General features: G+C 67.1%; 23 protein-coding genes and 1 pseudogene. 3 read left to right on the forward strand and 21 right to left on the reverse strand.

Annotated elements, in window-relative coordinates:
* Positions 1 to 195 precede the first annotated feature (195 nt).
* Positions 196 to 594 carry a hypothetical protein gene (locus tag VLK31_RS33120; RefSeq protein ID WP_409172735.1) on the forward strand — a complete coding sequence of 133 codons (399 nt, stop codon included), beginning with the start codon at positions 196 to 198 and terminating at the stop codon, positions 592 to 594.
* Positions 595 to 653: 59 nt separating this feature from the next.
* On the opposite strand, the gene mog is transcribed toward VLK31_RS33120, so the two are convergent.
* Complete coding sequence (mog, locus tag VLK31_RS33125; protein WP_409172736.1) at positions 654 to 1,244, reverse strand: molybdopterin adenylyltransferase; 591 nt, start codon at positions 1,242 to 1,244, stop codon at positions 654 to 656.
* A 133-nt stretch (positions 1,245 to 1,377) separates the two neighbouring features.
* The gene (yjgA, locus tag VLK31_RS33130) at positions 1,378 to 2,034 is read right to left on the reverse strand and encodes a ribosome biogenesis factor YjgA (RefSeq protein ID WP_409172737.1); all 657 of its coding nucleotides are present in this window, start codon (positions 2,032 to 2,034) and stop codon (positions 1,378 to 1,380) included.
* Positions 2,035 to 2,131: 97 nt separating this feature from the next.
* Here yjgA and pmbA point away from each other — a divergent pair, with 97 nt between their 5' ends.
* Positions 2,132 to 3,502 carry a metalloprotease PmbA gene (gene pmbA / locus VLK31_RS33135; RefSeq protein WP_409172738.1) on the forward strand — a complete coding sequence of 457 codons (1,371 nt, stop codon included), beginning with the start codon at positions 2,132 to 2,134 and terminating at the stop codon, positions 3,500 to 3,502.
* Between the two features lie 62 nt (positions 3,503 to 3,564).
* On the opposite strand, the gene VLK31_RS33140 is transcribed toward pmbA, so the two are convergent.
* Together VLK31_RS33140 and VLK31_RS33145 are read right to left on the reverse strand one after the other, a co-directional pair.
* Positions 3,565 to 5,307, reverse strand: a complete 1,743-nt coding sequence (locus VLK31_RS33140) for a M4 family metallopeptidase (protein WP_409172739.1) — start codon at positions 5,305 to 5,307, stop codon at positions 3,565 to 3,567.
* A 313-nt stretch (positions 5,308 to 5,620) separates the two neighbouring features.
* Positions 5,621 to 6,526 carry a LysR family transcriptional regulator gene (locus VLK31_RS33145; protein WP_409172740.1) on the reverse strand — a complete coding sequence of 302 codons (906 nt, stop codon included), beginning with the start codon at positions 6,524 to 6,526 and terminating at the stop codon, positions 5,621 to 5,623.
* Between the two features lie 101 nt (positions 6,527 to 6,627).
* Here VLK31_RS33145 and VLK31_RS33150 point away from each other — a divergent pair, with 101 nt between their 5' ends.
* The gene (locus VLK31_RS33150) at positions 6,628 to 7,386 is read left to right on the forward strand and encodes a sulfite exporter TauE/SafE family protein (protein ID WP_409172741.1); all 759 of its coding nucleotides are present in this window, start codon (positions 6,628 to 6,630) and stop codon (positions 7,384 to 7,386) included.
* A gap of 19 nt (positions 7,387 to 7,405) precedes the next feature.
* Here VLK31_RS33150 and VLK31_RS33155 read toward each other — a convergent pair whose 3' ends face one another.
* From VLK31_RS33155 to VLK31_RS33235, 17 genes and pseudogenes are all read right to left on the reverse strand, one after another.
* Positions 7,406 to 7,876 carry an NUDIX domain-containing protein gene (locus VLK31_RS33155; protein WP_409172742.1) on the reverse strand — a complete coding sequence of 157 codons (471 nt, stop codon included), beginning with the start codon at positions 7,874 to 7,876 and terminating at the stop codon, positions 7,406 to 7,408.
* The gene (locus tag VLK31_RS33160) at positions 7,876 to 8,325 is read right to left on the reverse strand and encodes a GatB/YqeY domain-containing protein (RefSeq protein WP_409172743.1); all 450 of its coding nucleotides are present in this window, start codon (positions 8,323 to 8,325) and stop codon (positions 7,876 to 7,878) included. The genes VLK31_RS33155 and VLK31_RS33160 overlap by 1 nt, the downstream gene beginning before the upstream one ends.
* A 113-nt stretch (positions 8,326 to 8,438) precedes the next feature.
* Positions 8,439 to 8,651 carry a 30S ribosomal protein S21 gene (gene rpsU / locus VLK31_RS33165; RefSeq protein ID WP_068628364.1) on the reverse strand — a complete coding sequence of 71 codons (213 nt, stop codon included), beginning with the start codon at positions 8,649 to 8,651 and terminating at the stop codon, positions 8,439 to 8,441.
* Between the two features lie 224 nt (positions 8,652 to 8,875).
* Complete coding sequence (locus tag VLK31_RS33170) at positions 8,876 to 10,084, reverse strand: NAD(P)/FAD-dependent oxidoreductase (RefSeq protein ID WP_409172793.1); 1,209 nt, start codon at positions 10,082 to 10,084, stop codon at positions 8,876 to 8,878.
* A 56-nt stretch (positions 10,085 to 10,140) separates the two neighbouring features.
* Positions 10,141 to 10,929: a YaeF family permuted papain-like enzyme gene (locus tag VLK31_RS33175; RefSeq protein WP_409172744.1), complete on the reverse strand. Its 789-nt coding sequence runs from the start codon at positions 10,927 to 10,929 to the stop codon at positions 10,141 to 10,143.
* On the reverse strand, positions 10,929 to 12,059 hold the full coding sequence (locus VLK31_RS33180; protein WP_409172745.1) for a sterol desaturase family protein: 1,131 nt from the start codon (positions 12,057 to 12,059) through the stop codon (positions 10,929 to 10,931). Before VLK31_RS33180 ends, VLK31_RS33175 begins: the two co-directional genes overlap by 1 nt.
* A gap of 65 nt (positions 12,060 to 12,124) precedes the next feature.
* A complete protein-coding gene (locus VLK31_RS33185; protein ID WP_409172746.1) occupies positions 12,125 to 13,015 on the reverse strand; it encodes an ABC transporter permease in 891 nt (296 codons plus the stop codon).
* 343 nt (positions 13,016 to 13,358) lie between these two features.
* A complete protein-coding gene (locus VLK31_RS33190; RefSeq protein WP_409172747.1) occupies positions 13,359 to 14,276 on the reverse strand; it encodes an ABC transporter permease in 918 nt (305 codons plus the stop codon).
* Positions 14,277 to 14,292: 16 nt separating this feature from the next.
* Positions 14,293 to 15,561, reverse strand: a complete 1,269-nt coding sequence (locus tag VLK31_RS33195; RefSeq protein WP_409172748.1) for a PotD/PotF family extracellular solute-binding protein — start codon at positions 15,559 to 15,561, stop codon at positions 14,293 to 14,295.
* Between the two features lie 96 nt (positions 15,562 to 15,657).
* Positions 15,658 to 16,764: an ABC transporter ATP-binding protein gene (locus tag VLK31_RS33200; RefSeq protein WP_409172749.1), complete on the reverse strand. Its 1,107-nt coding sequence runs from the start codon at positions 16,762 to 16,764 to the stop codon at positions 15,658 to 15,660.
* A gap of 118 nt (positions 16,765 to 16,882) precedes the next feature.
* Positions 16,883 to 17,710 carry a uroporphyrinogen-III C-methyltransferase gene (gene cobA / locus VLK31_RS33205; RefSeq protein WP_409172750.1) on the reverse strand — a complete coding sequence of 276 codons (828 nt, stop codon included), beginning with the start codon at positions 17,708 to 17,710 and terminating at the stop codon, positions 16,883 to 16,885.
* Complete coding sequence (gene ybiB, locus VLK31_RS33210; RefSeq protein WP_409172751.1) at positions 17,707 to 18,612, reverse strand: DNA-binding protein YbiB; 906 nt, start codon at positions 18,610 to 18,612, stop codon at positions 17,707 to 17,709. Before ybiB ends, cobA begins: the two co-directional genes overlap by 4 nt.
* Before the next feature lie 193 nt (positions 18,613 to 18,805).
* Positions 18,806 to 21,607, reverse strand: a complete 2,802-nt coding sequence (locus VLK31_RS33215; protein WP_409172752.1) for a molybdopterin-dependent oxidoreductase — start codon at positions 21,605 to 21,607, stop codon at positions 18,806 to 18,808.
* A 172-nt stretch (positions 21,608 to 21,779) separates the two neighbouring features.
* Positions 21,780 to 22,982, reverse strand: a pseudogene (locus tag VLK31_RS33220) (NAD(P)/FAD-dependent oxidoreductase); the annotation flags it as partial.
* Between the two features lie 111 nt (positions 22,983 to 23,093).
* Entirely contained in the window at positions 23,094 to 23,903 is an 810-nt protein-coding gene (locus tag VLK31_RS33225) for an ABC transporter ATP-binding protein (RefSeq protein ID WP_409172753.1), read from the reverse strand.
* Positions 23,900 to 24,844, reverse strand: a complete 945-nt coding sequence (gene ntrB, locus VLK31_RS33230; RefSeq protein ID WP_409172754.1) for a nitrate ABC transporter permease — start codon at positions 24,842 to 24,844, stop codon at positions 23,900 to 23,902. The genes VLK31_RS33225 and ntrB overlap by 4 nt, the downstream gene beginning before the upstream one ends.
* 10 nt (positions 24,845 to 24,854) lie before the next feature.
* The gene (locus tag VLK31_RS33235; RefSeq protein ID WP_409172755.1) at positions 24,855 to 26,099 is read right to left on the reverse strand and encodes a CmpA/NrtA family ABC transporter substrate-binding protein; all 1,245 of its coding nucleotides are present in this window, start codon (positions 26,097 to 26,099) and stop codon (positions 24,855 to 24,857) included.
* Between the last annotated feature and the right edge of the window lie 199 nt (positions 26,100 to 26,298).

Consider the following 26,298-nt stretch of genomic DNA (forward strand, 5'->3'; position numbering starts at 1 on the left):
GTGTCTTCTTTCTCTTGCCTGCATGCTCGGCATCCGAAAAACTGATCTGGCTCATCGTTGGCTCTCCTTCAGCTGGGTGATCAACGTTCAGGTCGGCAATCGGTGGACTTGATCAGACGTTCCCTAGAGACCGGCGCAGCATTTGTCGGACAATCCGTGCGCGCATGTCGCGCCGGATTCACAACACGCAGATCGATGGGCAGCTACGACAAGTCTTCCGCACGCACCACCACGGCCGAGCCACGGCCGCAGCAACGCCGCAGCGTGCACGGTGGATCGCATGTGCCTTCGGCGTCGCGTCAGCCGATGGCGTTCGACGTCGGCCCCTCCGCCCGGCCCGTCACAGCCTCGACCCCCATCGCCAGCGTGCGGACCTGGCGCTCGACGGTGGTCGGTGTGTCGCTCGGTCTGGGGCTCGTGCTGGCGCTGTCCATGAAGTGGCTCATGGGCTACCAGATCGACAGCGCGCAAGAGCGCCGCGTGCAGCAGAAGGCGGTGAGCGCAGCGACCGCGCGCTGCCACGAGCAGGCGTCGCGTGCGGCGGTCAATGCGTGCCTGAAGGGCGTGGAGGCAGGCAGCCTGTCGTCGCCCTGACGGCGGCGAAAAGCCGCTTCAATTTCCATTCATGCCCGGCTTGCCCGGGCATTTCTTTTTCAGGCGCGCGTGCGGATGGCCGACTTCGGCCTGAATGCTTTGCAGACCGTGTCGTCCGTCTCAAGGTACGGCCCGCCGATCAGGTCGATGCAGTAAGGCACGGCCGCGAAGATGCCGGGCACCACTTGCGCGCCGTCGGCGTCTTTCAGGCCTTCGAGCGTTTCCGCGATCGACTTGGGTTGGCCGGGCAGGTTGATGATCAGGCTCTGGCCGCGGATCACCGCCACCTGGCGCGACAGGATCGCGGTGGGCACGAAGCGCAGGCTGATCTGGCGCATCTGCTCGCCGAAGCCGGGCATTTCCTTGTGGGCCACGGCCAGCGTGGCCTCGGGCGTGACGTCGCGTAGCGCGGGGCCGGTGCCGCCGGTGGTCAGCACCAGCGCGCAGCCGGCATCGACCAGCTCGATCAGCGTGGCGCTGATGCGCTCGGCCTCGTCGGGGATGAGGCGGGGTTCGAATTCGAGCGGGTTCTTCAGCGCCCGGGCGAGCCATTCCTTCAGCGCGGGCAGGCCCTTGTCTTCGTAGGTGCCGCTGGAGGCGCGGTCGCTGACGGAGACGATGCCGATGCGAACGGTGTCAAGGGTGTTCATGGTTTGGCTCCTTCCCCTTCCGGGGGAAGGTTGGGATGGGGGCAGGCCTTCGAACAGGCGCCATGCGGGCGATGAAGCCGCCGTGCCCCCACCCCGGCCCTCCCCCGGGAGGGGAGGGAGGAAGGCGGCAGCGTCATGCGTCCTCTTCGCGGTCTTGCGCCGCGGCGGCGGCCGCATGGTCGTCGCCGCCGTGCACCGCCAGTTGCTCGCGCACCAGCTGGAAGATCTCGCGGTAGGCCTTGCCCTGGCGCGGCGCCTCGCCGGCCGGGCCGGTCTTCAGGTCTTTGCGGGCCTGGCGCACCAGGGCGCGCAGCTGTTGCGAGTCGGTGGCGGGGTGGGTTTCGATCCAGCCGCCCAGGGCGTCGTCGTCGGCAACCAGGCGGTCGCGCCAGCGCTCGGCCTCGTGCAGGGCGGCGGCTTCGGCGGCGGGCACGGTGTTCTGTTCGGTCAGGGCCTGTTTCACGGCCTCCAGCGTGGGTTCGTCGAGCTTGCGCATCAGCTTGCCGATGAATTGCATCTGGCGGCGCTTGCCCTCGAAATTGGTGATGCGCTTGGCCTCCGCGACCGCATCGACGAGTTTTTCGCTGAGCGGCAGCGCGTTGAACAGCGCCGCGCGCAGGCCGAGCAGTTCCTCGCCGAGCTTTTGCAGTTCGTCGCTTTCGCGCTTGAGGTCGGTGCGGCTGGATTCGTCGGTGCCCTTGAGCTCACGCTTGAGCTCCAGGTCGAGTTCGCTGCCTTCGGCGACGAACTGGCCACGGACGAAATAGCCTTTTTTGGGTTTGCGGGACATGAGGTGGATTCTGGGCCGCACCGCGCGGTGTTGCAACGCACGGTGGGAAGCTGAGGGGAAAACGTGAAACAGGGGGCGCAAGTATCATAGCCACCACATGACGACATCCTCCTCGCGCGCCGATTCCGGCTTCGCCTACAGCCGCTCCTTCTTCGAAAACCTGGTCGACTCGGCCTTGGCGCATGCCAAGAAGCTCGGCGCCACCGACGCGGGGGCCGAGGCCTCCGAGGGCTGCGGCCTGAGCGTGTCGGTGCGCAAGGGCGAGCTGGAGAACGTCGAACGCAACCGCGACAAGTCGCTGGGCATCACGGTCTACGTGGGCCACCGCCGCGGCAACGCCAGCACCTCCGACTTCTCCGAGGCCGCCATCCAGCAGACCGTGCAGGCGGCCTACGACATCGCCCGCTTCACCGCCGAAGACCCGGTGAGCGGCCTGCCCGACGAGGCGGACATCGCCAAGGACCACCCCGAGCTCGACCTGTTCCACCCCTGGGACGTGACGAGCGAGCAGGCCGCCAAGCTGGCGCTGGAGTGCGAAGCGGCCGCCCTGTCGACCGACAAGCGCATCACCAACAGCGAAGGCGCAGGCGTCTCGGCCCAGCAGAGCCACTTCTTCAGCGCCCACACGCATGGGTTTCGCGGCGGCTATGCCAGCTCGCGGCATTCGATTTCGGTGGCGCCCATTGCCGGCAAGGGCAACGGCATGCAGCGCGACGCCTGGTACAGCTCCATGCGCGCGGCCGACGAATTGGCCAGCCCGCAGGCCGTGGGCCGCTACGCCGCAGAGCGCGCGCTCAGCCGCCTGAAGTCGCGCAAGATCAAGACCACCGAATGCCCGGTGCTCTTCGAGTCGCCGCTGGCCGTGGGCCTGCTGGGCGGGCTGGTGCAGGCCGTGAGCGGCGGCGCGCTGTACCGCAAGAGCACCTTCCTGCTCGACTCGCTGGGCAAGCCGGTGCTGCCCAAGCACATGGACCTGGCAGAAGACCCGCACGTGATGCGCGGCAAGGGCAGCTCGCCCTTCGACGACGAAGGCGTGGTCACCCGGGCGCGCAAGGTGGTCGATGCCGGCCGCCTCGAAGGCTATTTTCTGTCGACCTATTCGGCCCGCAAGCTGGGCATGAAGACCACCGGCAACGCCGGCGGGTCGCACAACCTGACGCTGAGCTCGCGCCTCACCAAACACACCGACGATCTGGACGCCATGCTCGCCAAGTTGGGCACGGGCCTGTTCGTCATCGAGCTGATGGGCCAGGGCGTGAACTACGTCACCGGCGACTACTCGCGCGGCGCCAGCGGCTTCTGGGTGGAGAAGGGCCAGATCGCGTTTCCGGTGGAAGAAATCACCATCGCCGGCAACCTGAAGGACATGCTCATGGGCATTCAGGCCGTCGGGGCCGACGCCTACACCTTCGGTGCCAAGACCACGGGCTCGATCCTGGTCAACCGGATGAAGATCGCGGGCAGCTGAGGGCGCTTGCCGCTTCACGCCGCCGGGGTCACGGCACGGCGGCGTGAATTCTCAGGCTGCGGTCACTGCACCGCCACCGCACTCCACGCACGCCCCACCGCCGCCACCTCTGGCGAATTGGCCCCATACAGATCGGTGGCCGCCCGAATCGATGCCACGCGGGCGTTCGGGTAGGTCGAGCCGTTGTTCAGGTACAGCGTGAGCGTGCGATACCAGATGCGCCCAGCCTTCTCGCGCCCGATGCCGACAATGCCCGTGTCTTTGTTGCACACCAGGGCGCTCTGCGCCAGCCCGATATCGGTCGTGGGCACCGTCGCGCCCTCGGCCAGCAGGTAGAAGAAGCGGTTGCCCACGCCCGACGTGAGGTGCGGGTCGTGCGCGGGGTTCGTCAGCGTGCTCTTGAAGCCGCCCCGCGGATAGCAGACGAACGAGCGCCCGTCGAGGTCCTGCTTGTACATCTTGCGCAGGCCGCCCTTCAGAATTCTTGCGCCAATGACGTAGTTGCCCGGGTCGCTCGCGTTTTGCGCGGAGAACTTGACGAGGATGCCGAAGATGTCGGAGTTCGCCTCGTTCAGGCCGCCGGCGTCGCGCGTGTACGCCAAGTTCGCGGTCGCCTGGTTCACGCCGTGACTCATCTCGTGGCCGGCCACGTCGATGGACACCACCGGGCTCGGCAGCGAGGTGCCCGGCTGCCCGTCGCCATAGGCCATGATGCGGCTCTCGCCCAGCCAGGCGGCATTTGCGCCGGTGAGGCTGCCGTCCTGGTTGGTGAACTGCACGTGCGCGTAGCTCTGCACCCCCTTGCCGTCGTCGAAGATGCCGTTGCGCCCATGGGTGTTGCGGTAGTAGTCCCAGGTCTTGGCGAGCCCGTAGTTGATGTCGACCGCAACGGTCTTGCGGTCCGTGGCCGCACCGGTGCCCCACTTGTTGTCGGTGCTGGTGAACGGCTCCAGGTCGGGCGAGTCCGCCAGGTCGGTGAACACCGAGTCGCGCCCGTCGATCACCTCGCCGCCACCGCGCGTCGGGTCGACCATGCGGTAGCTGTTGTTGCCGGTCTTGTCGGTGGTGATCTGGAGCTCGCCGTAGTACAGCGACTTGCCCGTGCCCGCGGCGGCCACGGTGTGCACGAGGTCTTCGGCGTCCAGCAGCTTGCCGTTGTGCGCATCGACGTAGTAGGCCACGGCGCTTGCGTGCGCCGCGGTTGGCTGTCCGTACACGCGCACTTCGTAGGCGAGCACCGGCTTTTCATCGCGGGCGAACACCACCAGTTCGGGCGTGCTGAACCGCGTCACCGCGCTGGCAAAGCTCTCTGCCGCGATGCGCTTTGCGCGCTCTGCGCCAATGTCGGGCGCGTTGCGGATCACGGTGCGTCCGTCCGCCTTGCCGAGGGTATCGGTCAGCTGGATGGCGCCTTGCAGCGTCTGGTTGGGCTGCATCAGCTTGCCGCGGTTCGAATGCACGACCACGTCGCCGCCAATCACGCGCAGGCCGTCGTGCAGGCGGTCGAAGCGCACGTGCTCGGTGCCGTCCTTGTCCACGATCACGTCGCGCGCCTTGAACTGGTCGCCTTGCGCGCCCTCCGCGGGCAGCGCCGACGCGCTGCTTGCCAGGCTGGGGTCCACCGACCGGCGCGTGCGCGCGCCGGCGGCCGCGGCCGCCGGTGCCACGCTGAAGCTCGAAAGGTTGTTCTGGATCAGTTGAAGCGCGCGATCGATGACCGCCTGCTTGTCGGGCGGCGCGGCAAAGGCGCCATGCCCCGCCACGATAGACACCGCGACCACGATGACTCTGAGTCTGTTTTTCATTGGTTTTCCACAATGGTTATGCAAGGGATAAAACACATACCGGCCTGCCGTTGCTTGTGGCTTCGGTTGACGGCCGCGTGCATTAAAGCTGCGATTGCGGATGGCGTCGATACAAAGGAAGTAGTGCTTCCAGAGCCATTATTCGGGTTATGAATTGGCGACTGAACACCTTCGCATTGCTAACGAAACGAATGGCTTAAGTAGGCGCGTTTGCATGGAGATCGGGACAAACCCCGAGTGAAATTTCCATGAAATGACGGTGCGTTAATTGGCTTGTGCGCAAATGCCCCGGCTGCCGCACCGCCGCCGTCGGTCACTTTTTTGCGGCTTCTTCCGGTGGCGCAATGAGGTGCTCGAGCATTCGTCGCGCGTTCAGCGGCAGGTCTTGCGACGAGCGCACGCAGGCCATCAGCGTGCGTTCCGCCCAGGGGTCGGCGAGCGAGGCACGCGCGATCTTCATCGAGCGGGCACACCGTTCGGCCGCGGCCTGCGGCACGATGGCCACGCCGATGCCGTACGCGACCATGCGGCACACCGCCTCGAAATTGCGCACCCGCACCCGGTAAGCCAGGTGCTTGCCGAGCGCGCGCACCTGCAGGGTGATGAGCTGCTGCAGCGCGCTGTCCGCAGGCAGGCCGACGAATTCGTTGTCGACCACGTCGGCCAGCCGCACGCGCCGGCGACCGGCCAGCGCGTGGCCACGCGGCATCACCAGCACCAGGTCGTCACGGCGGAAGGGGTGGCATTCGAGGCCTTCGCTGTCGATGGCGTCCGAGACGATGCCGATGTCGCACAGGCCGGCGCGCAAAGCCTCCACCGTATCGGGGCTGGCGCGTTCCTCCAGGTCGACCGAGATGCGCGGGTGCTCGGCCAGGAAGCGGCTGAGCACCTCGGGCAGGTGCTCGGTCAGCGCGGAGGTGCCGCACATCAATCGCACATGGCCCTTCAGGCCCTGGCCGTATTCGCCGAGCTCGCCGCGCAGCCGCTCCATCTGCTGCAGCACGACGCGCGCATGGTGCAGCAGCGTGCGGCCGGCCTCGGTGGGGCGCACACCCTGCGCATGGCGCGTGAGCAGCGGTGTGCCCAGCGCGTCTTCCATGCCGCGCACACGCTGGCTGGCGGAGGCCAGCGTCATGTGCGAGCGCGCCGCTCCGCCGGTGAGGCTGCCGGCCTCGACCACGTTCAAAAAGAGCCGCAGGTCGGTGAGGTCGAATCGCATGGTGCGCCGAAGTGTGCACCACAGCCCTCAGCCTGCGCCTGAGGGTCGCTCTGCGAATGCCGCATTTGCAGGCGCGCCCGCGCCCGGCAGACTTGGCCGCGATGACGAACTTCAACAACGACATGGCCAGTTTCTGGGCCGCCGCCACGGCGGTGTTCCTGCTGGCGGGGGTGATCAAGGGCGTGGTCGGCCTCGGGCTGCCGACGGTGTCTATGGCGCTGCTCGCGTTGTGGATGTCGCCGGTGCAGGCTGCCGCGATGCTGATCGTGCCGTCGCTCGTCACCAACCTGTGGCAGACCGGGCCGCGCGCCACCTTCATGCCGGTGCTGCGGCGCATCGGCGGCATGCAGGTGGGGGTGGTGATCGGCACGCTGGGCGGGGCGCTGTGGCTGGGCGTGCCGGCGGGGGCCTGGGCTTCGGTGGCGCTGGGCGTGGCGCTGATGCTTTATGCGGGCTGGGGGCTGACGGGGCGACAACTGCATGTGAGCGACGCGCAGGCGCGCTGGCTGGGGCCGCTGGTGGGCATGGTCACGGGGCTGGTGACGGCGGTGACGGGTGTGTTCGCGGTGCCGGCGGTGCCGTACCTGCAGGCGCTGGGCTTCCAGCGCGATTCGCTGATCCAGGCGATGGGCATTTCGTTCACCACCTCGACGGTGGCGCTGGCCATCGGGCTGGCGGGGAACGGGGGCTATTCGATGTTGACCCTGGGCGCGTCGCTGGTGATGCTGGCACCGGCCCTCGGCGGCATGGTGCTGGGCACGTGGCTGCGCAAGCGGCTGTCGGTGGCGGTGTTCAGGTGCTGCTTTCTGATCGGCCTGGCGCTGCTGGGCCTGTACATGGTCGCTCGCGCCCTGGCGTGACAGCGATGAAGCCGAAGCCTCAGGCTGTAAGCAGCAAGGCCGCGCGCACGCGCTCGATGGTCTGGCGGTAGGGCAGGGCGAAGTCGTTGATGGCTTCACCGGCGTCGAGCCAGCGGAACAGGAAGACCAGGCCTTCTTCTTCGGGGCTGCCGGTGGCGGTGTGCGCGAAGGTCTCGGGCAGTTCGCCTTCAGCGCGCATCAGGAACAGGTGCCACAGCTGCGGGTGGCGGTGGGTGTTGCCTTCCACGCCGGCTTCGCATTCGCGCTGCAGCGTGCCCAGCGATTGCAGCGCGCCCGTGTGGTCGATGCCCGATTCCTCGAGCAGCTCGCGCCGCACGGCTGCTTCGGGCGATTCCCCGGGCTCGATGGTGCCCTTGGGGAGCTGCATGTTGCCATCCTCTGGATGGCGGAACACCAGCAGCCGGCCTCGCGCATCGACCAGGCAGGCGCAGGCCTTGAGGATCGGCTCGGAGGGGCTGCCGGCGGTCATCAGGCGCCCGTGAGAGCGGCCTTGACCGCTGCGCTGACCTGGCCCATGTCGGCCTTGCCGGCCAGGCGGGTCTTCACCGCGCCCATCACCTTGCCCATGTCGCCGGGGCCGCTGGCGCCCAGCTCGGCCACGATGGCCTTCACGGCGGTGGCGACTTCGTCGGCGCTCATGCGCTGGGGTTGGTAGACCTCCAGCACCTTGATCTCGGCGGCTTCCTTGTCGGCCAGGTCGATGCGCCCGCCGGTGGTGAACGCGGCAATCGAGTCCTTGCGCTGCTTGACCATCTTGTCGACGATGGCGATGACCATGGCGTCGTCCAGCTCCACGCGCTCGTCGACTTCTTTCTGCTTCAGCGCAGCGAGCAGCAGGCGGATGGTGCCCAGGCGCTCGGAGTCCTTGGCGCGCATCGCCGTCTTCATGTCTTCTGTGATCTGTTCTTTGAGTGTCATTCGCAACCTTTCGGAAAAAACAAAAGCCGCGGCAGGTTTCCCTGGCGCGGCTTGCTTGTGCAACGAGGCGCTGGCGGTGACTTTCGTCGAAGGCCAGCTGCCCTGGGCGTTGCTTAGAACAGCTTCTTGGGGAGCTGCATGCTGCGCACGCGCTTGTAGTGGCGCTTGACGGCGGCTGCCTTCTTGCGCTTGCGCTCGGCGGTCGGCTTTTCGTAGAACTCGCGGGCACGCAGGTCGGTCAGCAGGCCGAGCTTTTCGATGGTGCGCTTGAAACGGCGAAGTGCGACGTCGAAGGGCTCGTTTTCTTTAACGCGGATGGTGGTCATTGATGAATCGTTGAACTGAAGTTGGCTCGGGGAGATCGAGGCCCAAAGCCGGGGTTCCTCAACTGAAAACTTTTTGCGGCCGTTGAGGGAAGGCCAGAGTTAGCCCGCGACTATAGCACGCCCCCAGGCTTCGCGCACTTCGTGTCGCTTCTCCTTCCCCCTCGCCGGGGGCGACACCAGCGGCCCGGCAAAGCCGGTTCCGCGGTTGTCCCTGGCGAAGAGGGTCAGAGGGCCGTTGCGCACGCATGCGCACTTGCCCAGGCCCATTGAAAGTTGTATCCGCCCAGCCAGCCGGTCACATCGACCACTTCGCCGATGAAATACAGCCCCGGTTGCTTCGATTCCATCGTCTGGGACGACAGGTCGCGCGTGTCGACGCCGCCGGCCGTGACCTCGGCTTTCTTGTAGCCCTCGGTGCCGCTGGGGGTGATCTGCCAGCGCGCAATGCGCTCCGACAGCGTGGCCAGCGCTTTGTCGGGCGCCTCGTTGACGGGGCGCTGCAGGGCCGGGTCCTGCCCGACCCAGGCGTCGGCCAGCCGGGAGGGCACCAGCGCGGCCAGTTCGTTGGCCACGCGCTTTTTCGACCGCAGCTTGGCGTCGCCCAGTGATTCGGCCACGTCCACGCCGGGCGCAAAGTCCAGCGTGAGCGGGGTGCCGGGCTTCCAGTAGCTCGAAATCTGCAGCACCGCCGGGCCCGACAGGCCCCGGTGGGTGAACAGCAGGTCTTCGAGGAAGGCCATCTTGTCTTTCTTGGCCCCCGTCTCGATGCGCACCGGCAGCGCCAGCCCGGCCAGTTCGGCGTAGGGCGCCCAGGCGTCGCCGCCGAAGGTGAGCGGCACCAGCGCCGGGCGCGGCGTGACCAGGCGCAGGCCGAACTGCTCGGCGATGCGGTAGCCGAAGTCGCTGGCGCCGATCTGCGGAATCGACAGCCCGCCGGTCGCCACCACGATCTTCGCGGTCTCGATGGCGCCGTGGTCGCTCTCGATGCGGTAGCTGCCCGGGCCCGTGTCATCCGCTTGGTTGGCGGAAAACGTGATCTTCCCGACCTTGCACGGCTGCCAGCGCGCGACCCCGCCCGCGGTGCATTCCGCCAGCAGCATGTCGACGATCTGCTGCGAGGAGCCGTCGCAGAACAGCTGCCCCTTGTGCTTCTCGTGGAAGGCGATGCCGTGCTTTTGCACCAGCTCGACGAACTGCTGCGGCGCATAGCGCGACAGCGCAGAGCGGCAGAAATTCGGGTTGTCGCCGATGAAGTGGCGCTGCGGCGCGCGCACGTCCAGGTCGCGGTTGGTGAAGTTGGCCCGCCCGCCGCCGGAAATACGGATCTTCTCGCCCACCTTCTCGCTGTGGTCCACCAGCAGCACCTTCAGGCCGCGCTGGCCGGCCACGCCGGCGCAGAACAGCCCGGCGGCGCCGGCACCGATCACGACCACGTCGAAGCGGTGTACCTGGGAGTGGGCGCCCTCCGAGAGGGGCGCGTCGGCCGCGCTCAAGGCCCGTCGGCCGCCAGCAAGGGCGGCGGGTTGTACTTGAGGTGGCCTACGTAGCGCAGCGGCTGCGTGGCGGCAATCGAAGGCACGTCGCCCTCGCGCATGTGCAGCAGGTCGGCTGGGCTCACCCAGCGCGGGTCGGCGCTGGTGATGGGCAGGCCGGCCTGCTTGTAGGCCTCCAGCACGAACTGCGAGCAGAAGAACTGGTCGTTGCGGCTCGCGCCCAGCTGCACCATGGCCATGCCGCTCATGCAGTAGCTGCTGACCGCGCTGGGCATCAGCGGCAGTTCGCACAGGCGCCGGTTGAGCACGAAGGGCGCGTTCAGCAGCACGCCCACGGTGTTGTAGCGCGTGCCCACCTTCGACAGGGCCCATTCGCGCAGACGGTCGGCACCGGCCGCGTCGACGCCCGGCACGCGAAACGCCACCACCATCTGTTCTTCATCGACCACCTCGGCCAGCGGCCGCGCGCGCACGCCGGTGCCCACGGCTTCGGCGATCTGGCCGTCGCCCAGGTACAGCACCGCGTGGCTCACCGGCGAGAAGGTGCCCAGGCGGATGCCGAAGGAGTTCACCGTGGCGATCGAGGTCAGCAAAATGTCGCCCGGCGCCAGCGCGTCGGCTGCGATGAGCTCACCGCCGTTGCCCGGCGCAATGACCGAGCTCTGCACCCGCAGGCGCAGGCCGTTGTCCTTGGTGGGCAGGTCCAGGCGGGTGGCGCAGGCCGAGAGCAGCAGGGCGGCGCCCGCGGCAGCCAGCACCGCGGCGGTCTTGAAAGCGGCGCGCATCAGCCCTTCCAGACGAACGGAAACTTCAACTGCTTGAAGAAGCCGTTGGGCACGTAGTCGCCCAGCACGCCGTACTTCTCGGGCCACAGCTTGGTGGTTTTCACCGCGGTGCCGAAGATGTAGTCGAGAAACGCGTAGTGCGCCGCGTAGTTCTTGTCGAGCGCCTCGATGTCCTGGCTGTGGTGCCAGTGGTGGAAGTTGGGCGTCACGATGAGGTAGCGCAGCGGGCCCAGCCGCACGCTCACGTTGCAATGGTTGAACACCGCCTGGAAGCCGACCACCACGATGTACGCGTCGATCACTTCCTTGCTGAAACCCAGCACGTAGATGGGCGCCAGCACCAGCGTGCGCGTGATCAGCAGCTCCAGGATGTGCTGGCGCGAGCCGGCCATCCAGTCCATGCTTTTCACGCTGTGGTGCACCGCGTGCAGACGCCACAGCACCGGCACCTCGTGGTAGGCGCGGTGCGTCCAGTACTGCACCAGGTCGGCCACCAGAACGATCAGCAGAATGCCGGCCCAGAAGGGCAGGTTGCCCACCCAGCCGCGAATGCCGTCGTTGGCGGCCCAGCCGAACAGCTTGTGCACCATCAGGTTGGTGGCCAGCAGCACGAAGCCCACGATCATGTGGTTCACCACGAAGTGGTGGAAGTCGGTTTGCCACTCTTCGCGAAACACGGGCTGGTCTTTGCGCAGCGCAAAGAGCTTCTCGATGAAGATGAAGATCAGCGAGGAACCCAGCAGGTCGAGAATGAACCAGTCCAGCCCGATGTAAGGCGTGTTGTCGGCAAAGTCATGCACCGGCACCTTGTGCCCGCCCAGCAGCGCCGAGGCCACCACCAGCAGGAACGCCGCCGACGAGAGCCAGCGCGAGCGGTTGAAGATGATGTTCACCAGCGACATGCCGCCGGAGATGACCAGCGCCGCCAGCATGATGAAGCGGATCACGTCGACGTTGTAGCTCTTGCGCAGCTCCGGCGTGGTGAGGTACTGCGGAAAGTGGAAGGCCAGCACGCCCAGGAAGCACAGGATGGCCAGGCTCAGTGCGATGGTGCCTGTCACCAGGCCCCGGCCACGGCGCAGTTCGCCGTGGTTCTGGGTGAATTCGTTGAGTTTGTCGATGTCGAGCATGCCCACCTCTTCTTTTGCTTGCGCTTTTGTTGGAGCGCGATTTTAGAGGGGCTGTAGGAAAACGCTCACGCCTTGCGCACGGAGCGCCGGCGCAGCAGCGCCGCCGCGCCCAGCGCCACGCCCATGACCAGCAGCGACACCACGGTAGTCACCGTGCCCAGCGCATAGATCGACGGCGTGGTGACTGTCGAGGTCAGGCCCTGCAGCTCCAGCGGCAGGGTGTTGACGTCGCCGATGGCCTGCGAGGTGCGGGCAATTTCGTCCCATGACAGCGTGAATCCGAACATGCCGATGCCCACGATCGACGGCCCGATCAGCGGCAGCACCACGAAGCGAAAGGCCTGCCACGGCGTGGCGCCCAGGTCGCGTGCGGCTTCTTCGTAGGCCGGGTTGAAGCGGTTGAACACGGCGAACATGATGAGCAGCCCGAAGGGCAGTGTCCATGTGAGGTGCGCGCCCAGTGCCGAGCTGAACAGGCCCAGTGCGGTGCCGTAGCCTTCGAGCAGCGTGGTCGCGTCCATGGCCGTGAGCAGGCCCTTGATGCCGGTGTCGAGCAGCCGAAACTGCAGGCCGATGCCCAGCGAAATGATGATGGACGGCATGATCAAGCTGGCCACTGTGACGAAGAACAGCGCGTTGCTGCCCGCGAGTTTCTTGCGAAACGCCAGGCCGGCCAGCACGGACAGCACCACGGTGAAGGCCATCACCACCGCGCCCAGCGCCAGCGAGCGACGGAAGGCTGCGCCGATGTCGACGGTGCCCAGGCCCTCGGCCAGTTTGTAGAACCAGTGCAGTGACACGCCACGCAGCGGAAAGGTCAGGCCGCCTTCGGGGCCCTGGAAGCTCAGCACGAAGATGGTGATCATCGGGCCGTAGAGAAACACCACGAAGAGTGCGAAGACTGCTGCGAGGGGCCAGAAGCCGGGGCTGCGTTGTTCTCCGATGCGTTGGCTCATGTGCATTGCTCTCGGTTTGTGCTCGGAATGTTTTGGGGCGCGCCAGTGCTCGTGGCGTGCGCAGAGGACGCCGGGTGTCCCCCTCCGCGAATGTCCCCCGCCTTCGGCTCCTCCTTTATTTCGCTGCGGGGGACACCCGGCATCCTCTGCGCGTGGGCGCTGCGGTGGTGCCGGTGGTTCGACCGCTGCGTCCAGCGCTCACGTCGATGGGGTGCCTCTTTTCGCGAAATAAAGGAGGAGGCCGCAGGCCGGGGGACATTCGAGAAAAGAGGCACGCCGTCGGCGGGAGTGCGGGTCAAGAAGCGCTCTTCATGCAAAAGGCAAAACATACAGGAGCCCACGTTCAAAGCTCCTTGCGAATATCGACCAGCCGGGTCAACCCCCAGATGATCATCAGCACCACGGCCAGAAGAATCATCGCGTTGGCGGCGGCCAGCGGAAACTGCAGATAAGAGGTCTGCACCTGAATGATCTTGCCGATGGAGGCGATCTGCTGACCACCCATCACGCCAATGGTCACGAAGTCGCCCATGACGATGGTGATCACGAAGATCGAGCCGATCAAAATGCCCGTGCGCGACAACGGAACCACCACGTTCCACAGCGTCTGCCAGCCCGATGCACCCGCGTCGCTCGCCGCCTCCAGCAGCGAACGGTCGATGCGCATCATGCTGTTGAAGATCGGCACGATCATGAACATCGTGTACAGGTGCACAAAGGCCAGCACCACCGAAAAATCGGAGAACAGCAACCACTCGACCGGCTGGTTGACAAGCCCGATGCCCATCAGCGCCTGGTTGACCAGCCCGTTGCGCCCCAGCAGCGGCACCCACGAGATAATGCGGATCACGTTCGACGTCCAGAACGGCACCGTGCACAGCACGAACAGCACCGTCTGCATCGTGGAAGACCGCACATGGAACGCCAGAAAGTACGCGACCGAAAACCCGATCAGCAGCGTGATGCCCCACACGAGCAAGCAGAACTTGAAGGTGCTCAGGTAGGTGTTGAGCGTGACGCACAGATCGCCGTTGTCGGTGAGGTGCGAGCAGCCCTCGAACAGGCTGAAGTAGTTGCGCAGCGTGACGGCCGGAATCAGCTCGTACTCGTTGAAATTCCACAGGCTGACCATCGCGACCAGCGCCAGCGGAATCAGAAAGAACAGCAGGAACACCAGCGCGAACGGCGCCGCCTGCCACCACGCCTTCACGGCGTGGACGGGGGCAGTGGCGACGGACGCGCGGGTGGCAGGAGCGCTCACGGATGGACGTTGGGGTTCAGGCCGCCACGAACTCGTTCCACTTGCGCACCATGTACTCGTTCTCGTCCATCACCGCGTTCCAGCAGGCGATGCCGCCCATGCGCTGCTCGTAGCTGCCGCCATCGCGCACCGAGCCGGCCTTGGCGATCACGTCGCCCTGCGGGCTCTTGATGTCCTGCGCGGCGGGCTTGCCCTCCATCCAGTAGGCCCACTCGTAGGCTTCCATCTTGGTCTTGGCGGTGTCGAGCACGGCGCTGTAGTAGCCCTGGCGGTTGAGGTACGCGCCGGCCCAGCCGTCCAGGAACCAGTTGATGAACTCATAGGCGCCGTCCAGCTTCTTGCCCGAGAGCGTGGCAGGCAGGCCGAAGCCCGATGCCCAGGCGCGGTAGCCTTCCTTCAGCGGCTGAAAGGTGCAGTCGATGCCCTTGCTGCGCACGGCCGTCACGGCGGGCGACCACATCGACTGGATCACCACCTCGCCCGAGGCCATGAGGTTCACCGACTCGTTGAAGTCCTTCCACAGCGCGCGGAACTGGCCGGCCTTCTTGGCCTCGATCAGGGTCTTGATCGTCAGGTCGATCTCGGCCTTGGTCATGTTGCCCTTGTCGGCGTACTTGTGGATGCCCTTGGCCTCCACCACCATCGCCGCGTCCATGATGCCGATGGACGGAATGTTCAGAATGGCGGTCTTGCCCTTGAACTCGGGGTTCAGCAGCTCGGCCCACGAGCTGATGGGGCGCTTGATGAGGTCGGGGCGAATGCCCAGCGTGTCGGCGTTGTAGGTGGTCGGAATGAGCGACATGTACTGCGTGGCCGACTTGGCGAAGGCCTTGCTCTTTTCGCTCTCCAGGTAGATCACCTTCACCGGCGCCGTGCCCTGGCTGCCGACCTTCTTGCCCGCCACTTCGCCCTTGGTGAACAGCGAGGTGATCTTGTCGGCGTTCTTCACGCGCTTGGTGTCGATGCCCTTCAGGTTGCCGGTGGGCACGATTTTCTTGAGCGAGAAGAACTCGGTGTCGATCAGGTCGAAGCTGTTGGGCGCGGTCACGGCGCGCTTGGTCACCTCGTCGGTGGTGATGGCCACGTACTGGATCTCGATGCCGGTGTCGGCCTTGAACTTCTCGGCAATGGCCTTGTCCTGGTTCACCGCGGTGCCAAGGTAGCGCAGCACGATCTTTTCCTGTGCATGCACGAAGGGCGCGATGCCCGTGGCCAGAATGCCGGCGGTGCCTTGCAGCAGGGTGCGACGCTTGACGCCGGAGGACGAATCGATGGGGTCGGTCATTGCTGGGTCTCCTTGAATGAAAAAGTCTCGGGTGAGGGAACGGGGAACAAGGCGCAGGCCGTTTCAGGCCCTGTCAGTCCATGTCAGCGGGCGCGGTCACAGCGCCAAGGCAATTGCGGCGGTGTCGTCGCGCGCGGCACCGGCGGGCGATGCAGCCGCTCGCTCGCCCGGCGGCTTGACGCCCGGGCCGAGCACGCGGGCGTCGGCCTCGGCCCATGACAGGCGCACGGCCTCGCCCTGGGCAAAGGGGCGCGCCAGAAAGGCCGCCTCGCCCAGCAGCACCGAGACGTTCTGGCGCCCCGGCGCTGCGGCTTCGAGCGCCAGGCCCAGCAGCACGTAGGTGCCCTGGTATTCGACGTCGGTGACGGTGGCGGCCAGCCCGGCAGTGGCGTCGGACGCCGCGGCCATGCGCATGTGGTCGTTGCGCACCGCAATCGGGCCGCCGGGCGTGTCGAACACGTTGTGCCCGCCCATGAAGCGGGCCACGAACTCGCTGGCCGGGTGGTTGTAGATGGCGTGCGGCGCGCCGACCTGCTCGATCACCCCGTGGTTCATCACCACCATGGTGTCGGCCAGCGCCATGGCTTCTTCCTGCGAATGGGTGACGTGCACGAAGGTCAGGCCCAGCTCCTTCTGCCAGCGCCGCAGCTCGGCGCGCATCTGGATGCGCAGGAACGGGTCGAGCGCGGAGAGCGGCTCGTCGAGCAGCAGCACGCGCGGCTCGGTGATTAGGGCGCGCGCCAGCGCCACGCGCTGCTGCTGGCCACCGGAGAGTTCGCCGGGCTTGCGTTCGGCCAGGTGGCCCATGGCCACGCGCGCCAGCAGGTCGTTGGCGCGCTGGTGGCGCTCGGCCTTGCCGACGCCTTTCATCTTCAGGCTGAAGGCCACGTTGTCGGTGGCCGACAGGTGCGGGAACAGCGCGAAGCTCTGAAACATCATGGCCGTGCCGCGCGCGGCGGCCGGCAGATCGGTGATGTTGCGGTTGTCCAGCAGGATGTCGCCGCTGGTGACCGACTCGTGGCCGGCAATCATGCGCAGCGTGGTGCTCTTGCCGCAGCCCGAAGGCCCCAGCAGACAGCAGTAACTGCCGCTGGCGATGCGCAGGTCGATCTGGTCGACAGCGGCCGGCGTACCGGGCGCGTAGCGCTTGGTGAGGGCGACGATTTCGACCGCGGCGGGTTCAGGCGTGACGACGGCATTCATTGCCGAAGGCACAGCAGGATCCATGCCACCTGACGGTGCGCGGTGCCGGGCCGCGCTGCTCCGCTCTAGTGCGTTCCGGTGCGCTCCGGTGCGTGGCGGCTGCGCTGCCCGTGCCCGCTCAGGTGCCGAACTTGCCTGTGTCGGTCTCGGTGTCCACCGGCAGGGCCGCCACCGCCATCCCGCGCAGCACGTCGCCCACCACGATCACCGCGGGGCTCGCCAGCCCGGCTTCGGCGATGCCGTTCTTCAGGTTGCCCAGCGTGGTCGAAATGTGGCGCTGCTGCGGCAGGCTCGCATGCTGGATGACGGCCACCGGCGTGTCGCCCGGCAGGCCCTGCAGCAGTTCGCGCTCGATGTGGCCCGCGCCCGCCACGCCCATGTAGATCACCAGCGTGAGCCGCGCGTTGTACGCCGTGGCGGCCAGCGCGCGCCAGTCGGTCGGGTCTTCGGCCGCGCCCGCGCCGGTCTTGGCGTGGCCGGTGACGAACACCACGCCTTGTGCATGGTCGCGGTGCGTGAGCGGCACGCCCAGCGAGGTCACCGCGGCCAGGCCGGCGGTGATGCCGTTGACCACCGTGCACTGGATGCCCGCTTCGCGCAGGTGCTCCACCTCTTCGCCGCCGCGCCCGAAGATGAACGGGTCGCCGCCCTTCAACCGGACCACGGTTTCGCCTTCGCGCACCGCGGTGATCATCAGCCGCTCGATGAAGGCCTGCGGCGTGCTCTTGCAGCCGCCGCGCTTGCCCACGTGCACGATGCGCGCGTCGGGGCGGGCGTACGCCAGGATCTCGTCGTTCACCAGGTCGTCGACCAGCAGCACGGTGGCCGCCTGGATCGCCTTCACGGCCTTGACCGTCAGCAGCTCCGGGTCGCCGGGGCCGGCGCCCACCAGGGTGCAGCGTCCGGTGATGAGTGCGATGGAGGGGTGGGCGTTGTCGTTATTCATGCGTGGGATGCCAGTTGCGTGATGTGCCTGACTTGCGTGGCGATGGCCTCGGGCACCGGAAGCTCCCCGGCCAGCACACGGCGCGTGTAGTCGGCGGTGGTGGCCACGTCGATTTCCTTGGGCAGGCCGGGCACCTCGGCGGTGGTGCCGGGTTGCTGGGCCTGCAGCTCGGTGCGCACGCCGCCCACAAAGCCGTCGATCTGCGCGGTGCGGCGCGGGTCGGACACCACTTCGCCTTCGAGGCCGCGCGAGAGCAGGGCGGTCATGCCCGTGAGCTCGAAGGTCTCGCCCATGGTGCGGGCGTATTCGGGGTGCGTGTAGCTGGCCACCACCACACAGGCGCCGGCACCGGGCTGCATGAGCTTGACCACGCTGTGGCCCGGGTTGCGCAGACCGACCACGCGGCGCACGTCGAGCAGGCGCTTCAGGGCGGGGTTCAGCAGCTCGGTGGGCGCAAAGGCCGCCTGGCCGTTGGCGATGGGGCCAATGGCGGTCATGGGCGCCACGCCCAGCTCCGCCAGCACGTTGGACGCCAGCACGCGCGAGGTTTCGCTGGCGCTGCCGTGCACCAGCACCGGCAGGCCTTCGCGTGTCAGCAGCAGCGCCAGCAACGGGGTGAGCACGGGCAGCTTGCGCGCGCCGTTGTAGCTGGGCAGCACCACCAGCGCACGGCTGCCGGGCGGAATGCGGTTCAGCCGCGCGTGGGTGGCGTCCAGAAAGCCGGCCATCTCCTCGGGCGTTTCGCCCTTGATGCGCATGGCCAGGCAGAAGGCGCCCAGCTCCAGGTCGGTGACGGTGCCGTCCAGCACCTGGCCGAACAGGTCGAGGGCCTGTTCGCGCGCGAGCGGCTTGGCGCCTCGCGCGCCGCGGCCGATTTCCTTGATGTATTGGCTGATTCCCATGGGTGGGGGGATTGTCCTGCAAGGCTTATGCCGGAATGTCATTCGGCTTATGCATTGCTCCCTCTCCCCTTGGGGAGAGGGCTGGGGTGAGGGTGAGCGACATCAAAGGCCGCGCGATGTTGTGCGGTAGCTGCCCTCACCCTGACCCTCTCCCAGAGGGAGAGGGGACAAGGCAAGCGAAGCCGGCGGGTCATCACAGGGTTGCCAGCGACTCAGCCACTGTCGCCCGCACCATCCGCTTGAGCTCCGGAATGCACGACCCGCAGTTCGTGCCGCACTTCAGCGCCCCTTGCAGCTTCGCCAGCCGCTCTTGCGGCGTGCCGCTGCAGCGCCCCAGTTCGGCCTGTATCGCCACGTCCGCCACGTTGAAGCAGGTGCACACCGTCTTGCCACGCGACTGCACAGCCACCGGCGCGCGGGCGCCCGGCGACAGCAGCAGCCGGCCGTAGCCCTGCGCCGGAAGCTCTTCGCGCAGCAGCGTGGCGATCCAGGCCTCGGCGCTGGTGTCGCCGCCCAGCAGAAAGGCCTCGAGCCCGGCGCTGCCGTCGGCGCGGCGCACCAGCCGGGCGGAGCGGCGCTGGCCCCGGCGACGGTCGGCGTAGCGCAGGGTGTCGGCGGCCTGCAGGCCGAGCAGGCTTTCGATTCGCTCGACCACCGCGACCAGCGCATCGTCGGGCGCTTCGTATGCAGCGGCGCGAAACAGAATGCCGCTGCGCTCTTCACCCTGCGTGTTGCCCGCGAAGGGCACGCAGGTTGCGAACGGGAACATCGCCATCAGCGGCTGCAGCGCGCGGTGCGCGGTCAGCGCCGTGTCGGGCGGCAGCCAGGCCATGGCCAGCAGCGACCACGGCAGCTCGGCCTTCAGTATCTGCACCGGCGTGTGCTTCAGCTCGGGCTGCCTGGAGGTGGGGCAATACGCCGGCGTCGTCAGCGCGTTGATGCCCGCCAGGCGCGCGCCGGTCGACGCGCAGCCGCTCAGGTATTCCTCGCCCCAGTGCATCGCGACGAAGGCTTGGTTCAGGCCCACCTCGGCGCTGGCGCGTGCCGGCAGCAGGATCGAGCCGCGCCTGGAGCTCAGGTGCACCAGGTCGCCTTCCAGGATCTGGCGGCGCGCCATGTCCTGCGCATGCATCTGCACCATGGGTTCGGACACATGCCCGAACAGCCGCCCGGCCGTGCCGGTGCGGCTCATGCCGTGCCACTGGTCGCGCAGGCGGCCGGTGTTCAGCGCGAAGGGGTAGCGTGCCTCGCGGGGCTCGGCCACCGGCGTGTAGACGGTGTCGACGAAGCGGGCGCGCCCGTCCGGCGTGGGGAACACGCCGTCTTCGTAAAGCCGCACGCGGCCGGTGCGCTCGCCTTGCTTCAGCGGCCATTGCTGCGGGCCGTCGGTTTCCAGCATCGCGTAGCTCAGGCCGGTGATGTCCAGGTCGCGCCCGCGGGTCGATTCGCGGTGCTCGTTCCACACCTGCTCGGGCGTTTCGTAGGGAAACAGCGTGCACGCGCGGCCCAGTTGAAGTTCGAGCCGCTGCGCGAAGGCCACCGCAATCGACCAGTCGTTGCGCGCCTCGCCCGGCGCCGGCACGGCCGCTCGCACGCGCGAGATGCGGCGCTCGCTGTTGGTGACGGTGCCTTCTTTTTCGCCCCAGGTGGTGGCGGGCAGCAGCAGGTCGGCAAAGGCGCAGGTGGCGGTGGTGGCAAAGGCCTCCTGCACCACCACGAACTCGGCGCGCTCCAGCGCGCGGCGCACCGTGGCCTGGTCGGGCATCGACTGCGCCGGGTTGGTGCACGCGATCCACAGCGCGCGAATTTCGCCATCGGCCGCGGCCTGGAACATCTCGATGGCCGTCTTGCCCGGCTTCTCGGGCACCGACGGCACGCCCCACAGCGCGGCCACTTCGGCGCGGTGCGCGGGGTTGGCCAGGTCGCGGTGCGCGCTCAGCAGATTGGCCAGGCCGCCCACTTCGCGCCCGCCCATCGCGTTGGGCTGCCCGGTGAGCGAGAAGGGCCCGGCGCCGGGCCGGCCGATCTGCGCGGTTGCCAGGTGCAGGTTGATGAGCGCCGCGTTCTTCGCGGTGCCGCTCGACGACTGGTTCAGCCCCTGGCAGTACAGGCTCAGCGTGGCGGCCGATGTGGCAAAGAGCCGCGCCGCCGCAAACAGATCTTTCTTCGCGATGCCGCACACCTGCGCCACCTTGTCGGGCGTGCAGTCGCGCACCGTGGCCTTCAGCGCGTCGAAGCCGTTGGTGTGAGCCGCGATGTAGGCCGCGTCGGTCCAGCCCTCACTCAGCATCAGGTGCAGCATGCCGTTGAACAGCATCACGTCGGTGCCGGGCTGTATGGGCAGGAACAGGTCGGCAATTTCGACCGTGTCGGTGCGGCGCGGGTCGGCCACGATGATCTTCAGCGCCGGGTTCGCGGCCTTCGCGTCCTCGATGCGGCGAAACAGAATGGGGTGCGCCCACGCCGTGTTGCTGCCCACGATGAACAGGCACTGGGCATGCTTCAGGTCGTCGTAGCAGGCCGGCGGCGCGTCGGCGCCCAGCGTCTGCTTGTAGCCGGCCACCGCGCTGCTCATGCACAGGCGCGAGTTGGTGTCGATGTTGTTGGTGCCCAGCAGGCCCTTGGCGAGCTTGTTGAAGACGTAGTAGTCCTCGGTGAGCAACTGGCCCGACACGTAGAAGCCGACCGCGTCCGGCCCGTGGTCGCGCACCACCTGCGCGAACTTGCCGGCGGCGTTGTCCAGCGCGGTGTTCCAGGTCACGGGCGTGGGCGCCTCGCCGCGTGCCAGGCGTTGCAGGGGCTGCAGCAGCCGCGTTTGCCGCGTGACGGTGGCGCTGGCCGTGAGGTGCAGTGTCGAGCCCTTGGTGCACAGGCGGCCGAAGTTGGCCGGGTGGTCGGGGTCGCCGCGCACGCCGGTGATCTCAGCGCCCGGCGATTCGATGATGACGCCGCAGCCGACGCCGCAATACGGGCAGGTGGATTTCGTTTCGCGCAATGCGCCGGCTCCCTCCAAAGGAATAGCGGCGCTGGCGGCGGTGGTGATGTGCACGCTGCTGGCCCTCACCCTAAGCCTTGTCTGCAGCAAGGTAGCGCTCGGCCGGCACCGCCCGATGCTTCACCTCGTCGTGCGTGAGCAGGCCCTTGTCCTTGTTCCCGACCGAAAAGTGCTGGCCGAACATCAGCGTGTCGCGAATGTCGTGCACGCTGCGCCCGTCGCGCAGCAGCTCGAAGTACCAGCTGCCGTCCACCGTGTCGCCGTACAGGCAGGCGCCCACCAGCTTGTCGTCCTTGATCACCAGCTTCTTGTAGACGCCGCCGAAGGGGTCGCTCATGACGATTTCTTCCGTGCCTTCGCCGCCCTTGAAGTCGCCCGCGCTGAACAGGTCGATGCCCGTCACCTTGAGCTTGGTGGAGGTGAGAGATCCCAGGTAGCGGCCGATGCCCGACTGCGCCAGGTGGTTGGCCGCCACCTTGGCCTGCTCGAACAGCGGCGCCACCAGGCCATAGGCAATGCCGCGGTGGGCCGCGCATTCGCCGACCGCGTAGATGCGCGCGTCGGTCACGGTCTGCAGGGTGTCGCTCACCACGATGCCGCGCTCGCAGTGCAGGCGCATCGTCTCGGCCAGTGCCACGTTGGGGCGAATGCCCACGGCCATTACCACCAGGTCGGCCGGCAGCGCCGTGCCGTCCTTGAACTGCACCGCCTTCACGCGGCCTTCATCGTTGCCCAGGAAGGCCTGCGTGTTCGCTCCCATCAGAAAGTGCAGTCCGCGCGCCTCCAGTGACGTGCGCAGCAGGCCGCCGGCCACCCTGTCGAGCTGGCGCTCCATGAGCCAGTGCGACGCGTGCACCACGGTCACATGCATGCCGCGGCGCATCAGGCCGTTGGCCGCTTCCAGGCCCAGCAGCCCGCCGCCGATGACCACCGCGTGCCGATGCGTCTTCGCGGTTTCGATCATCTGCTCGGTGTCGGCAATGTCGCGGTAGGCGATCACGCCCTCCAGCTCCTTGCCGGGCAGCGGCAGCAGGAACGGGTTGGAGCCGGTGCACATCAGCAGGCGGTCGTAGGCGGCCTCCGTTCCATCGTCGGCACGCACGATGCGTTTGACGCGGTCGACCTCGACCACCTTCTTGCCCGCGTGCAGCGTGATGTGGTTGTCGGTGTACCAGGCCCAGCTGTTGAGCACGATCTCGTCGATCGTCTGCTCGCCGGCCAGCACCGGCGACAGCAGGATGCGGTTGTAGTTGGGGTGCGGCTCCGCGCCGAAGACGGTGATGTCGTACAGCTCGGGCGCGATCTTCAGCAGCTCTTCGAGCGTGCGCACGCCGGCCATGCCGTTGCCGACCATCACCAGTTTCATTTTCTTCATGGCGGACCTTTGCTGGATTCGAGCGAACGAGAGTCCGCGGCGCACCGCAGGCACCGCGCCGTCGTCTGGGGAAGCGCTGCGACGCCGGCCGGCCGACCGGCTGTCGCCGCATCAGGCGGCGGTTTTCTCCACATGCGCCTGGCGTGTGTAGAGAAAGTCGATCACCGCCTTGCGCGCATGCACATAGGCCGGGTCTTCGGCCAGCGCCACGCGGTTGCGCGGGCGCGGAATGTTCACCGACAGCACGTCGCCGATGGTGGCGGCGGGGCCGTTGGTGAGCATCACGATGCGGTCGCTCAGCAGCACCGCCTCGTCGACGTCGTGCGTGACCATGACCACCGTGCTGTGCGTCTTCTGCACGATGGCGAGCAGCTCGTCCTGCAGCTTGGCGCGGGTGAGGGCGTCGAGCGCGCCGAAGGGCTCGTCCATCAGCAGCACCTTGGGCTCCATCGACAGCGCGCGCGCAATGCCTACACGTTGCTTCATGCCGCCGGAGATTTCGCCAGGGCGCTTTTGGGCCGCGGGCGTAAGGCCGACCAGCGCCAGTGCGGCGTCGGTGCGTGCGCGCAACTGCGCCTTGCTTTCGGTTGCAGCGAACACGCGTTCCACTGCGAGGTACACGTTTTCGAAGCAGGTGAGCCAGGGCAGCAGCGAGTGGTTCTGGAACACCACCGCGCGCTCCGGGCCGGGGCCCTTGATTTCCTTGTTGGCGCACAGCAGCACGCCCTGGGTGGGCGTGGTGAGTCCGGCAATCAGGTTCAGCAGCGTCGACTTGCCGCAACCCGAATGCCCGATGAGCGTGACGAACTCGCCCTTGGCCACGTTCAGGTTCACGTCGCGCAGCGCGACGAAGCGGCCCTTTGGCGTCTTGAACGCCTGCTCGATGCCATGAATCTCGATGTACTTGCTGTCGTCATTCATGACTTCACCTCTTCGAACGTGAATGCGGTGGCGAGCTTGATGAGCGCGAACTCCAGCACCAGGCCCACGATGCCGATCACGAAGATCGCAATGATGATGTTGGCCACGTTGAGGTTGTTCCACTCGTCCCACACCCAGAAGCCGATGCCCACGCCGCCCGTGAGCATCTCGGCCGCCACGATCACCAGCCACGCGGTGCCCACGGCCAGCCGCACGCCGGTGAGCATGTAGGGCAGCACGGCGGGAAACAGGATCTTGGTGAGGATCTTCCATTCGCTCAGGTTCAGCACCTTGGCCACGTTCATGTAGTCGGTGGGCACGCGCTGCACGCCCACGGCGGTGTTGATGACCATCGGCCAGATCGAGCAGATGAAGATGGTCCAGATGGCCGCCGGGTTGGCACCCTTGAACACCAGCAGGCCGATGGGCAGCCACGCGAGCGGCGACACCGGGCGCAACAGGCTGATCAGCGGGTTGAACATGCGCGAGAGAAACTCGAAGCGCCCAATGGCAAAGCCCGCCGGAATGCCCACCAGCGCCGCCAGCCCGAAGCCCAGCGCCACGCGCTGCAGCGACGACAGCACATTCCAGCCCACGCCCTGGTCGTTCGGGCCCTTGCTGTAGAACGGGTCGCTGAACACCGTCACGGCCTGGTGCCAGACGGTCAGCGGCGTGGGAAAGCCGTTGGTGCTGCTCATGGCCACCAGTTCCCACACCAGCAGCAGCAGGCCGAAGCCCGCCAGCGGCGGCAGCACGCGCATCCAGAAGGCGCGAAGGTCGAGCGGCGTGCGCTGTGTTGGTTGCTTCCCCGCCTTGGCGAGCGGGGCAGGGTGCGGGGTTGCTTCGGCGCGGGGCACGCCGTCAGCCCGGCCTTCTGCTGCACGGGTGGCAGGGACAGGGAGCGATGCGTCGACGGGGGAGTGAAAGACTGCGCTGACCATGGTGTGCTCCTCAGGCGTGGACCTTGAACGAATCGGCGTACTTCTTCGGGTCCTTGCCGTCCCACACGGTCCCGTCCATCAGCTTGCTGGTGCGCATGAGGTCCTTGGGCACGCTGACCTTCATGGCGCCGGCCACGTCCTTGTACAGGTCGATCTGGTTGATCTGCTTTGCCACGGCCAGGTAGTCGGGGTGCTCCTTCAGGATGCCCCAGCGCTTGTGCTGCGTGAGGAACCACATGCCGTCGGACAGGTACGGGAAGTTGACCGCGCCGTCGTCGAAGAACTTCATGTGGTTGGGGTCGTCCCAGGTCTTGCCCATGCCGTTGTCGTAGCGGCCCAGGATGCGCTGGTTGATGGCGTCGGCGCTGGTGTTGATGTAGCTCTTCTCGGCCACCGTGTCGGCCATCCTGGCCTTGTTCTGCAGGTTGGCGTCGATCCACTTGCTGGCCTCCATCACGGCCATCATCACGGCACGGCAGGTGTTGGGGTTCTGCTTGACGAACTCGGCGCGCGTGCCCAGCACCTTCTCGGGGTGGTCCTTCCAGATGTCCTGGGTGGTGATGGCGGTGACGCCGATCTTGTCGATGATGGCGCGCTGGCCCCAGGGCTCGCCCACGCAGAAGCCGTCCATGTTGCCCACGCGCATGTTGGCCACCATCTGCGGCGGCGGCACCACGATGACCTTGGCATCGGCCACCGGGCTGATGCCGGCCGAGGCCAGCCAGTAGTTGAGCCACATGGTGTGGGTGCTGGTGGGAAAGGTGCCGGCAAAGGTGTATTCGCGCTTCTCCTTGGCCATCAGCTTGGCCAGCGACGGCGCATCCACCGCGCCCTTGTCGGCCAGCGTCTTCGACAGCGTGATGGCCTGGCCGTTGCGGTTCAGGCCCATCAGCACCGCCATGTCTTTCTTGGGGCCGCCAGCGCCGACGTGCACGCCGTAGACCAGGCCGTACAGCACGTGGGACATGTCCAGTTCGCCGTTGACCAGTTTGTCGCGCACGCCGGCCCAGCTGGCCTCTTTGCTGGGGACGATCTTCACGCCGTATTTCTTGTCGAAGCCCAGCACCGAGGCCATCACCACGCTGGCGCAGTCGGTCAGCGGAATGAAGCCGATCTTCACTTCCTGCTTCTCGGGCTTGTCGGAGCCTTGGGCCCAGACGGCCGCGCGCAGGGCGGGGTCGATGCCCACGGCGCCGATGGCGGCGGCTTGCAATACGCGGCGTCGGCTGAGGCGGGCTGTGAGCGGATCGGTCATGGGGCGGGGCTCCGGTTGAAGGCGAACAAACAAGAAGGCAGAAACAAAAAGACAAAAACGAAAAGGCGTCCGCACCGCGCAGGAGCTGCTCGAAAACGAGCCCTTGCGGGATGGGGACGCCTTTGTCCGGTAGGTGGAAAGCACCCGCCATTGGGTGCCGCCTGCCTGAAGACCCATTGGGGGGTCTATGGGCTGATCG

The organism is Variovorax sp. H27-G14, from assembly GCF_046156345.1.
Taxonomy (GTDB): Bacteria; Pseudomonadota; Gammaproteobacteria; order Burkholderiales; family Burkholderiaceae_C; genus Variovorax.